Here is a 10,485-nt window from a genome sequence, read left to right as displayed (position 1 = left end):
TGCCGCCAGCGGAACCGGGGCTGTGGCATCGGGTCGTCGAGCAGCTGGGCACGGCGGTGACGGTGATCGACCCGGCCGGGCGGATCGTCGCGGTCAACCCGGCCGCCGAGCGGCTGCTGGGGCGCCCGGCGGCGGCGATGTACGGGCAGGACCTGCATGACCTGTGCCATCGGGACCCGGGAGGCGCCCGGATCGCACGAGAGCGCTGCCCATTGCTGCGGGCACTCGCCGAGAATGGTCCGGCGCGCGGGGACGACGACAGGTGTCTGCGGGACGACGGACGGCTGGTACCGATCTCCTGGTCGGCCACTCCCCTGACGCAGGACGACGTCTTCCAGGGCATGGTCGTGCTCATCGTCGAGACAGCGCCGGCCGGCCATGCCCACAGGGAACGCACCGACCAGGCGGAACGAGCCGCTCGCACGACCGCTCTGGAGAGTCTCACCGAGCGGTTGAAACTCGTCGCGGAGATCACCGAGGTGCTCGGTCAGACCCTGGAGGTGGACGAGGCCCTCGCCCGGTTGAGCCGGCTTCTGGTTCCCCGCCTCGCCGACTGGGCGGCGGTGGACCTCCGGATCGGCTCCCGTCAGGTGCACCGGGTGGCCGTGACCGGGCCTGAGGGCCGTGACGCCGGGCAGGAGGACTGGCGTGGTCAACTTCCGCCCCCGGCCGGGGAGACGGCCCCGTCGCCCCTGGTCCAGGTGCTGAACGGAGGCGGTCCCGTCCTGCAGGACCGGGCGGACATGGAAGCGCTGCCCGACTCCCCCCTGGCCGCGGTTCACAGCGCCTTCCTCTCAGCGACCGGTGCGTCATCGGTCATCACGGTGCCACTGGGCACCGGACGGCAGGTCACCGGCGCCCTGACCCTGGTCCGCACCAACCCGGCATGGCCCTTCGACACCGGCGATCTGGACGTGGCGAGCGACATCGGTCGCCGGGTCGGCCCGGTCATCGACAACGCCCGCCGGTTCGGCCGCCGGCGCGAGGTCGCCGAGGCCATGCAGCGCAACCTCCTTCCGCCACTGCCCGAGCACGGCCGGATCCAGCTGGCCGCCCGGTACCAGCCCGCTCCGGCCGGCTCGCAGGTCGGTGGCGACTGGTACGACGCGTTCACGCTGAGGGACGGCACGCTCGCCCTCGTCATCGGCGACGTCGTGGGCCACGATCTGACCGCCGCGGCCGGCATGGCGCAGTTGCAGGGCATCCTGCGCTCCCTCGCCTGGGACCACACCGGGTCGACCGGTGCCGTCGTGGACCGCCTCGACGACGCCATGCACGCCATCACGACCGTGCCGATGGCCACCCTCGTCCTCGCCCGGTTGGAAGGCCCGGACACCGGCCCCTGGACGCTTCGCTGGACCAGTGCCGGGCACCCGCCTCCCCTGCTGCTGACCCCCGACGGGAACGCGCAGTACCTCGAAGCCGGGCAGGGACTGATTCTCGGAACCCACCTGGACGTCGGCAGTCATCGTCCGAGTGCCGCTCGCGCCCTGCCGCCGGGGTCCACGCTCCTGCTGTACACCGACGGCCTGATCGAGGCTCCGGGCACCGACCTGGACAGCGGGCTCGGCCGGCTGCGCCGCCATGCCCCCGCCCTCGCGCACGAAACGCTTGACACCCTGTGCGACCAGTTGTCGGCCCGGATGCCACCCGGCGGCACCGACGACATCGCCCTCCTCGCCCTGCGCCTGCCCGTGCGCTGACCGGGGCGCCCGGATCGATGACGGCGCTGCTCATGTCCCCGCAGTCAGCACCAGCACACGGCATGAACCGGGCGGTACGGCCCTGAGGGTGCCGTCTGCGGCACTGCGCCACCCCCAGGACCTCAACGTCTCGACGATCCCGTCGTCCCGGGCTTCCACCAACGTGACTCCCAGCGCGGCGCCGTGGTCGGCGAGCAGTCGCCGCTGCAGGCGCCGGGCGAGGTTCCAGGCGCGGTCCTGGTACTCCCGGCGCACGTGGGACGCGACGACGATTCCGGAGACAACGAAGAGCCGCCCAGGGGCGACGCGGCGGAGCAGGCTCCCCCGAACGTGTCCGTCGAAGCCCGCCCACCAGGGACCGGCGCCGCCCACAGGAAAGCCGTAGGCGTATCCGGTCAGGACCGTGGTCTCCGCGATCAGCAACGAGAACCCCGGTCGTCGCGCGTCGGCCGCGAGGTATCGCAGGAAGGCGGCACGCGCCTCGTTCCACGCCCATGGGCCAACGCCGGAGAACTCCGCGTACAGGTCGCCCAGCTCCTGCAGGCGGTCCTCGACCTGGCCGCGCGTCAGCGGACGGAGACGTTCTCCCTCGCGGGGCGAGGATCCCCACTCCCGCTTCGGCCGGCCCGGCGTGACACGCGTGCGCGACCTGCCCGGTGCCGACCGGGGCACGGGGAGGTTCGAGGTCGTCGGGAGGAACATGTGCGCGCTCATGGGTCGAACCCTGCCCCGGGCGCGGGCCAGAGCCGACCCGGCGTCGCCGATCGCCAAGAGCGGCACCGGTGTCGGAGCCGGTGCGCGGCATGCCCTCGGTGTCTCTACCGTACTCCCGGCCGGGCCCGCCACGGTGGCGCGGCGGTGGCCGACAACTGCGACAGCCCGTTCCGGGAGAGCACCGGTCTTCCGCGAGGGGGCGGTCGTGGCACGCACGCTCCCTTGCCCGGCATACCGTTCCTGGGCAGTGAGCGGGAGCGAGTCCGAGCACTGGCACGCCCCGAACGGTTTTGGGCGCACTGGTCGTCCCCCGCGACCGGAGGTCGCTGACGGATACTGCCGCATCCCGGGCGGCGACACGGATCCTGTCCGTGGTCCGGGCCGGGCGGGCGGCCCGCAGCCGGAGGCTGCTGATGCACACGCCTCACGACCTGGCCTGTGGGAGCGGCCAGAGGCGACGGGGAGGCCCTGAACCATCTCGCTGGTGGAGCAGGGGCCCCGCTCGCCGGCACCGCACCCGGCGTCCCAGATCGCACGGCAACGCTACCCCGACCGGCCCAGCACACCACAAGCCCGGAAGCCGACCATCACACGATCGAGCTAAACCGACCCCGTACACACTCCCCGACGAGCAGTTGCGAACCCTTCAAAAGGGGGTGGCCGTGGTGACGCGCCGCTGCCCGCACCGTCGACCGGCGTCGGGCAGCGACCTCAACGGATCGGCGCTGCGCGCCGAGCTGGCCCTGCCCGACGAGGACCTCTCCGCCGCCTGCGCCTATCTGACCGACGAGGGCCTGATCAGCGTGGACTGGACATCACACCACACCCCCGCCACCGTCTCGCTGACGCACGAGGGCATCCGTCTGATGGAGGAACTGGAGGAGGAAGAGGAGGCACAGCCGGACGACTGACCCGCCCTCTTCTCCTCGTCCTCTTCTCCTCGTCAGAGGTAACCTGACCGTACCGAGAGCTTTTCGCGCAGCGCGGTCGGCGGTGCCGTTCCCGGCGAATGACGAATCGGGCAGTCGCCCGGGCGACTCCCGGAACGGACCGCACGATGGAACCCAGCGGAACGCCGGCCGACAGCGCATCCTCGGCCGACGCGCACACGTATCGCATGCCCACGCCTCGCCTGGCCCTCACCCCGGACGTCAGCCACGGCCCGCTGGACGGGGCCTGGTGGCCGCGCTGCGATGCGCTGGAGCTCGAACTTCCCTCGCTCGTCGGCTCGTTGGAGCCGGACCCGGACACGACGGTACGGGTCACCGTGGACCCCGCCGAATGGCCCGACACCCCACGCACCGTCATGGCGCCCGGCCGGGTGATCGCCGTGGAGCCGGCCGGCCCCGGAGGCGAGACGCACGTCATCTCCCTGGACTGCGGCTCCGTGGGACGCTGGGTGCTCCTGGTCGTCCCGCCGGATGAGCCGGCCGGAACAGCCGCCCGGCTGCTGGCCGCCGCGGCCGACCCCGAGAACCCGCTGACCGCCGCGCGCATGCTGGCCCTCGCCGAGACCGATCGCCTCGAGGGCACTACAGGGAAGGCGGAATGAGGCACGCCGGCCCTGGGGCGCCCACGGCCGGCACTGCCATCCCGCCTTGCCCCCGATCCCTGCGCGAGCCGTTGACCACGCAAGGTGGAGCGCCCGCACTCTTCGAGGAATGCCGCATCGTCCGCGCACACGGCGAACTGGACAGGCATACCGTGGCGCCCCTGGCCCGCGCCCTGGCCGAAGCCCGCGCGGCCCGGCCCGGACGGCTCCTCCTCATCGTGGACCTGAGCGAGGCAACCTTCACCGACTGCAGCATCCTGACGCCACTGTGCGATGCCTGGTACGACTGCCGCGCCCGGAGCGGCTGGCTGCGCATCGTCTACGGCAACCACACGACGGACCTGGTCTTCCGCCGCACCGGTCTCCTCGACCGCTTCCCCGCATACGCCAGCGCGCAGGACGCCTGGGAGGGACGAACGGCCGACCCCGGCACAGCGGATCCGCCCCGACGACCCGCGTGACCGCACCAGCGAGCCGAGCCGACGCGTTCCCTGCCGCCGAGGAACTCCGTCCCGGCAGAGGACGACGTACCGCGCCGGACCACTCGACAGGACGCCTTCATGACGAGCGACCGCCTACGGCCTCCACCGCCGGCCCCGCCCCTCCTCCGCCTGTACCTGGCGCCCGAGAGCGCCCTGCCGGGCCGTGTCGACGGGGCGTGGTGGCCGCGCACCTCCGATCTCCCGGCCGAACTCCCGCAGTTCCTCTCCGGCCTGCCCCGGGGCTGAGGCCGAATCCTCGGTGTCCGGGTGAACGGCACGGTGTGGACCGGAGCACCGGCCCGCATGCTCGTCCGCGACCATGTCGTCCGGGTGCGCGGGACCACCACGGCGCACGCGTCGGGCACCGTCGTTCCGATGGCGCCCGGACATGGGCGCAGGGACCTTCTGGTCGTGCCACCGGAGGCAACCGAACGGGCCGTCGCATCGCTCGTGTCCGCCGCCGGTATGGCAGCGGAACCGGGCAGCTCCGCGTCCTGAGCGCGCCGAAGCGGCGGCGGGAAATCTGTCACGGCGAGCCCACATCTCCGTGCCTGCCGGAGTCAGGGTTGTCGCACGACGCAGATGGTGCCGGATCCTTCGGAGACCGGTGCCAGGCACGACCGGGGCCCTCGCCGCGTCCCCGAAACGAAGGTGCTATGCCCGCTGAGAACGCCTCTCCCTGAGGACCAGCTCGACGACGCCCTGCGTCTGAGCCGGGAAATACGCCGGAAGCTGGACGAGCACGGCGCAGATACCTGGTCCCGCCACTACAGAAATACACCCCGGCGCGGGAGGATAATTACCGGACGCTCCCGAAAACGTATGACCGTCTCCATCCGGCCTGTGTTACCGTGATGGCAGTTGCAGTCTTGGTTACCAGAGATTTTTTCTTTGCAGAGCTTTCCGGATCTTTCCGGAGGGGTGATCATCGCGGCGACTCGGCTTCGCAAAGTGCGGAGTCCGGCACTGCCCCTCAAGGGAGATTCAATATGGCATCTGGCACCGTGAAGTGGTTCAACGCGGAAAAGGGCTTCGGCTTCATCGAGCAGGAGGGCGGCGGCGCTGACGTGTTCGCCCACTACTCGAACATCATCAGCAACGGTGGCTTCCGCGAGCTTCAGGAAGGCCAGAAGGTTAGCTTCGACGTCACTCAGGGCCAGAAGGGCCCGCAGGCCGAGAATATCGTTCCCGCCTGACGCTGACGCGACTCGTCGCGAGCCAGTGGTTCGCGCATCATGTGGCTGGGGCCCGTGCTCTTGGGGTACGGGCCCCAGCTCATTGATTTTTCCGTTTCCGGATTTTCCGGACCGCCGGCCGTCCCCGCTCCAGCGTCACGAGGCCCGGCTCTTTTTTCTTCGGCTCATTCTTGCGAATCCTCGTGCGGTCATCACCGCTGGACGGAATTCCTCGATGCGCCGCATCGAGGAAGGTTCTTCCATGAACCGCAGCCCCCGTCACACCGGCACCGCTTCCGGCAGCCGCTTCCGTACGCAGGGGACGGGCCGCCAGGGTCCCCGTCCGGGTACCGGACGAAAGACTGGCCAGGGCGCACGCTCCGCCCCGCGCCGACAGGAGTTCGCCCTGCCGGTCACCCTCACCGAGCCGCTGCCGCCGGTCGAGACGTTCACCGAACTGGACATGCCTGCAAGGCTGTTGGCCGCGCTCGGCACCGAGGGTGTGACCGTGCCCTTTCCGATCCAGGCGGCCACACTGCCGAACGCACTGGCCGGCCGGCACGTCCTGGGCCGGGGTCGCACGGGCTCGGGCAAGACACTCGCCTTCGGCCTGCCGGTGCTGGCCCGTCTGGACGGACAGCGGGCCCAGCCCCGGCAGCCGCTCGCCCTCGTCCTCGTCCCCACCCGGGAACTGGCCCAGCAGGTCACCGACGCGCTCGCCCCCTACGCCCGCGCCCTACGGCTGCGGCTCGCCACCGTGGTGGGCGGCATGTCGATCGGCCGCCAGGCGAGTGCGCTGCGCGACGGCGCCGAGGTCGTCGTGGCGACGCCCGGCCGCCTCAAGGACCTCATCGAGCGGCGGGCCTGCCGACTGGACCGGGTCGCCGTCACCGTACTGGACGAAGCCGACCAGATGGCCGACATGGGTTTCATGCCGCAGGTGACCGCGCTGCTCGACCAAGTTCCCGCGAGCGGCCAGCGGTTGCTGTTCTCGGCCACGTTGGACCGCAACATCGACCTCCTGGTACGCCGCTACCTCCACGACCCCGTGGTGCACTCGGTCGACCCGTCCGCGGGAGCCGTCACCACCATGGAGCACCACCTGCTGCACGTGCGCGACGCCGACAAGGACACCGCCGCGACCGAGATCGCCGCCCGCGACGGACGTGCGCTCATGTTCCTGGACACCAAGCACGCGGTGGACCGGCTCACCAAGCACCTGCTGTCCGTCGGGGTACGAGCCTCGGCCCTGCACGGCGGCAAGTCCCAGTCACAGCGCAACCGGACGCTCGCCCAGTTCAAGGACGGCCACGTCACGGTCCTGGTGGCCACCAACGTCGCCGCCCGCGGAATCCACGTCACGGGCCTCGACCTCGTCGTGAACGTAGACCCTCCTGGCGACCACAAGGACTACCTCCACCGCGGCGGCCGTACCGCACGCGCCGGCGAGTCCGGCACCGTCGTCACCCTCGTGCTGCCGCACCAGCGACACACGGTGGACCGTCTGATGGCCGACGCCGGCATCGCTCCGCGCACCGCCCGGATCCGCCCGGGCGAGGCCGAGCTTCAGCGCATCACCGGCGCCCGGACCCCCTCCGGCGTTCCCGTCGTCCTCGCCGCACCGGTCGAAGGACGATCCGAGGGCAAGGGATCCGTCGGCTGGCATCGCAGGAGCCGGGCCGCCGGCCGTGGGAGGAGCGGCCAGGGGGCCGGCCGTGGCGGAAGCGGCCGGGCCGCCGCCCGGGGCCGTCGGCCTGCACCGAGAAACAACCCATAGCTCAAGCCCGGGGAAGCGCTCCCTGCGGTCGGGACGAGCCGTCGCCCGTCCTGCCCGCCCCGACGATGAGGAGAAGCACTTGACGACGTTTCCGCCCCGAACACAGCATCTCGACAGCGCCGACGGCACCGGTCTGACCGCCCGTGACGCCATGCATGCTCCCGGGCCGCAGGTCGACGACCACATGGCGGTCGACGTGGCCCTGTCCGTGCTCATCGGTGCGCGCGTCCCGCACCTGCTCCTCCGGGACGAGGACGGCCGGTGCGCGGGACTGGTCACCCTGGCCCAGCTCGCCGCACACCGTGGCGGCTCGTGGTACAGCGACCGGACGCGGCTGCGGGACATCCCACTCGACCGCGGACCGTTCACCTCGTCCACATCGATACTCGGTGAGGCGGAGGCCGCCATGCGGGTCCGGACGCTGGACGTGTCCCCCGTGATCGACGAACACGGCTACGCCCTGGGCGTACTCGCTCTCACGCCCTGACCGTCGTACCGACCCTGCCCGACCGCCGTCACCCGGTCACCGTCCCCGGCATTCTCCCCCACTTCGTGGAGGCAGCCATGCGCTGTGTCATCGCCCGGTACCCCTTCGACCTGACCAAGATCGAGGTCGAACAGTCCATGACCGGCGTCCCGCCCGAACCCGTCACCGGCGTGTCTGTCACCATCGACCGCCGGGTCTACCCCGTGATGCAGGTCGGGGAAGTGATCACCAGGCAGAACCGCCGTGACTTCACGGTGGCCGAGATGCGCCGGGCGCTGACCCAGCTCGGCTTCACCTGCCACGACGCGCGCCCGGTCGCGCCGAGCTGGGATGCGCGGGCGGACGACGACGCGCTCGGCTGGTGAACGATTCCGAAATCGACGGCAGGTGAATTGTCGTCCGCGGGTTGGCATACCGAAGGATGTGGCACCCGGCCGGTGGCGGGCCGGACGCGCGAACCACGTCCCACAGGGGCCAACGGTTCGCCAATGAGCCGCGAGGCCGCACGAGGCCGGTACGACCCGCCGGCCCGGTTGTCGTCGCGGGGCTGTCCGGCGACAACCGGTGCAAACAGACGGCGTCGGCGAGGGGCGCCGGGGCATCGGCGTGGGCCGGCTGCGCACAGCGGGTATGAGGGAAGAGGGGCGAGCACGGGCTCGCTCGGTGATCAACGAACTCTCCACCCACTGATCATCGAGGCCGTGCCTGCAGTGGTTCGCTGGTTGGCCAAGAGACATGACGTCACGTCACACGCGAACCTGACCAATCGATCACGCAAAGACCCATGGGGCACACTCCTCGCCTCGGGTGCATCCCGTGAAGGCCACAGCCCTCGTCTGCCGTGTACGCCCTTCCTACGCCGTCGAGCACGGAGAGCCGGAGCACAGCAAGACCGCGTCGAACACCGCGCATCAGGCCCACCCCCGAACGCAGAAACCCCCGCCGGGCTGGCCGACGGGGGTTCCTCACCTCTCACCTGCTATCACGAGCGTCTCACCAACAGCGTCGACGTACCTGAATCACAAGGACCTGACCTGATCCTATGAGGGCCGGGCCCCCTTCCCTGCTCAGCCCGGCGGTTCCTATCGTCCGGGTATGTGCGAGCTCAGGAAGGAGGCCCTCAATGTCTGTCTACGTCGGTATCGACATGCACCGCAAGCGGTCGCAGATCGCGGTCGTCGATCATGACGGTGCGGTGCGGATGAACCGGAACGTGCTCAACGGGGTCAAGCCGGTGCTCTCCGTGATCGGGGATCTTCCGATCGGTGCCCCGGTGGCCTTCGAGGCCGCCTACGGCTGGGGCTGGCTGGTCCAGTTGTTGGAGGACTACGGCTTCGAGCCCCACCTGGTCCATCCGCTGCGCTGCAAGGCCATCGCCTCCGCACGCCTGAAGAACGACAAGGTGGACGCGGCGACCCTCGCCCAGCTGCTGCGCGCCGACCTGCTGCCGGAGGCGTGGATCGCCCCGCTTCAGGTGCGCCAGCAGCGGGCCCTGCTGCGCCACCGCTGCCAGTTGGTGCGTCTGCGCACCCTGCTGCGCAACCGCATCCACGCCGTCCTGGCGGATCACGGCTGCGACCGCCCCGGCGGCTACTTCACCGCACCGGGCCGCGTCTGGCTCGACGGCCTCGACCTGCCGGACGCCTCACGCCGCGTGGTCGACGACCTCCTGGCCCTGATGGACGCCCTCAAAGAACCGATCGACGCCCTCGACCGGCAGCTGCTCGCGCAGGCACGGGGCGATCCGAGGGTGGCCGCGCTCACCCGGCTGCCCGGGGTGGGCACGCTCACCGCCCTGATGATCGTGGCCGAGGTCGGCGACGTCAGCCGCTTCCCCTCCGCCCGTAAGCTGGCCGCCTGGGCCGGCCTGACCCCCACCGTCCGCGCCTCGGACCTGACCGTGCGGCACGGGCACATCTCCAAGCAGGGCTCCGACTGGCTGCGGTGGATCCTGTGCGAGGCCGCGCAGACCGCGAAGCGGTCGCCGGAGTTCGCCGTCGCCTACCAGCGCCTCGCCCATCGCCGCGGCAAGAAGATCGCCACCATCGCGATCGCCCGTCGCCTGCTCACGCGGGCCTATCACCTGCTGCAGGCCGTCCCGGCCCGGCCGGACCGGCAGGAGGTCCGATGACCCCAGCAGACAACCGCCGCCGGCGGCCACAGACCCCGGGTGCGCTCGCGTTTCCGCATGAGACGGCCCCACGGCCGCGCTCGATGACCTGATTGAGCAGCCCGGATCCCCGTACCACGGTCATGGCGCCGACCGCACGGTCAGGCGCCGAATGGGTGCTTGTGAGACCACTCCGTCGACCAGCCGGCACCGGGGATGTCAACGACCGCAGCGGTGAACATCCGTGACGCTTCCTCGGCATCCATGGTCGACCGCCACTCGTCGGCCTCCAGCTCGTTCGTCCTCGCCCCGCTCGTTCCTCACGGGGCTCCGGGCGCTCCAACTGGACCCCTCCCACGCGGCGGTCCCCGAACGAAGACCGCGAGGAAGACTCACGAGAGAAACGCCCCGGCATCCCACCGGAAAGCCGCAGGCGGGGACCGTCCACGCCCCTTGACAGGCCCAGCCCTCATGGGTGCGGAAAC

The 10,485-nt window shown here is 70.9% G+C and carries 10 protein-coding genes and 1 pseudogene; 10 read left to right on the top strand and 1 reads right to left on the bottom strand.

Annotated elements, in window-relative coordinates; genetic code table 11:
• A partial coding sequence (locus RH94_RS21220; RefSeq protein WP_073949097.1) for a SpoIIE family protein phosphatase occupies positions 1-1,703 on the top strand: 1,703 nt, incomplete at its 5' end.
• A gap of 30 nt (positions 1,704-1,733) precedes the next feature.
• Here the strand turns inward: RH94_RS21220 and RH94_RS21215 are convergent.
• Positions 1,734-2,417 (bottom strand): hypothetical protein, encoded by a 684-nt coding sequence (locus tag RH94_RS21215; protein WP_143204051.1) that lies wholly within the window; start codon positions 2,415-2,417, stop codon positions 1,734-1,736.
• Positions 2,418-3,079: 662 nt separating this feature from the next.
• Between RH94_RS21215 and RH94_RS21210 the strand changes: the two genes are divergently transcribed.
• The 9 genes and pseudogenes from RH94_RS21210 to RH94_RS21170 all read left to right on the top strand — a co-directional run bounded on the left by RH94_RS21210 (position 3,080) and on the right by RH94_RS21170 (position 10,021).
• Entirely contained in the window at positions 3,080-3,328 is a 249-nt protein-coding gene (locus RH94_RS21210; RefSeq protein WP_199881019.1) for a hypothetical protein, read from the top strand.
• Positions 3,329-3,534: 206 nt separating this feature from the next.
• Positions 3,535-3,969 carry a DUF5994 family protein gene (locus RH94_RS21205; protein ID WP_073949124.1) on the top strand — a complete coding sequence of 145 codons (435 nt, stop codon included), beginning with the start codon at positions 3,535-3,537 and terminating at the stop codon, positions 3,967-3,969.
• A gap of 71 nt (positions 3,970-4,040) precedes the next feature.
• The gene (locus RH94_RS21200; RefSeq protein ID WP_234425926.1) at positions 4,041-4,430 is read left to right on the top strand and encodes an STAS domain-containing protein; all 390 of its coding nucleotides are present in this window, start codon (positions 4,041-4,043) and stop codon (positions 4,428-4,430) included.
• A 99-nt stretch (positions 4,431-4,529) separates the two neighbouring features.
• Positions 4,530-4,949 (top strand): annotated as a pseudogene (locus tag RH94_RS21195) (DUF5994 family protein).
• 491 nt (positions 4,950-5,440) lie between these two features.
• Positions 5,441-5,647 (top strand): cold-shock protein, encoded by a 207-nt coding sequence (locus RH94_RS21190; protein WP_020943091.1) that lies wholly within the window; start codon positions 5,441-5,443, stop codon positions 5,645-5,647.
• A 241-nt stretch (positions 5,648-5,888) separates the two neighbouring features.
• The gene (locus RH94_RS21185) at positions 5,889-7,403 is read left to right on the top strand and encodes a DEAD/DEAH box helicase (RefSeq protein ID WP_073949094.1); all 1,515 of its coding nucleotides are present in this window, start codon (positions 5,889-5,891) and stop codon (positions 7,401-7,403) included.
• 79 nt (positions 7,404-7,482) lie between these two features.
• Positions 7,483-7,890 carry a CBS domain-containing protein gene (locus RH94_RS21180; protein ID WP_079189125.1) on the top strand — a complete coding sequence of 136 codons (408 nt, stop codon included), beginning with the start codon at positions 7,483-7,485 and terminating at the stop codon, positions 7,888-7,890.
• A gap of 77 nt (positions 7,891-7,967) precedes the next feature.
• On the top strand, positions 7,968-8,255 hold the full coding sequence (locus tag RH94_RS21175; RefSeq protein WP_073949093.1) for an SCO5918 family protein: 288 nt from the start codon (positions 7,968-7,970) through the stop codon (positions 8,253-8,255).
• Positions 8,256-9,013: 758 nt separating this feature from the next.
• Complete coding sequence (locus tag RH94_RS21170; RefSeq protein WP_073947624.1) at positions 9,014-10,021, top strand: IS110 family RNA-guided transposase; 1,008 nt, start codon at positions 9,014-9,016, stop codon at positions 10,019-10,021.
• The last annotated feature ends 464 nt before the right edge of the window (positions 10,022-10,485 follow it).

The sequence above is a fragment of the Streptomyces kebangsaanensis genome, assembly GCF_001906585.1.
Lineage (GTDB): Bacteria > Actinomycetota > Actinomycetes > Streptomycetales > Streptomycetaceae > Streptomyces > Streptomyces kebangsaanensis.
The sequence above is the reverse complement of the archived record's forward strand: the minus strand, read 5'-3'. Positions and strand labels throughout refer to the sequence as shown.

Excerpts from the sequence above, each read along its gene's own strand:
- RH94_RS21215 (WP_143204051.1), bottom strand. The coding sequence starts at position 2,417 with ATGAGCGCGCACATGTTCCTCCCGACGACCTCGAACCTCCCCGTGCCC.
- RH94_RS21205 (WP_073949124.1), top strand. The coding sequence starts at position 3,535 with ATGCCCACGCCTCGCCTGGCCCTCACCCCGGACGTCAGCCACGGCCCG.
- RH94_RS21190 (WP_020943091.1), top strand. The coding sequence starts at position 5,441 with ATGGCATCTGGCACCGTGAAGTGGTTCAACGCGGAAAAGGGCTTCGGC.
- RH94_RS21185 (WP_073949094.1), top strand. The coding sequence starts at position 5,889 with ATGAACCGCAGCCCCCGTCACACCGGCACCGCTTCCGGCAGCCGCTTC.
- RH94_RS21175 (WP_073949093.1), top strand. The coding sequence starts at position 7,968 with ATGCGCTGTGTCATCGCCCGGTACCCCTTCGACCTGACCAAGATCGAG.
- RH94_RS21170 (WP_073947624.1), top strand. The coding sequence starts at position 9,014 with ATGTCTGTCTACGTCGGTATCGACATGCACCGCAAGCGGTCGCAGATC.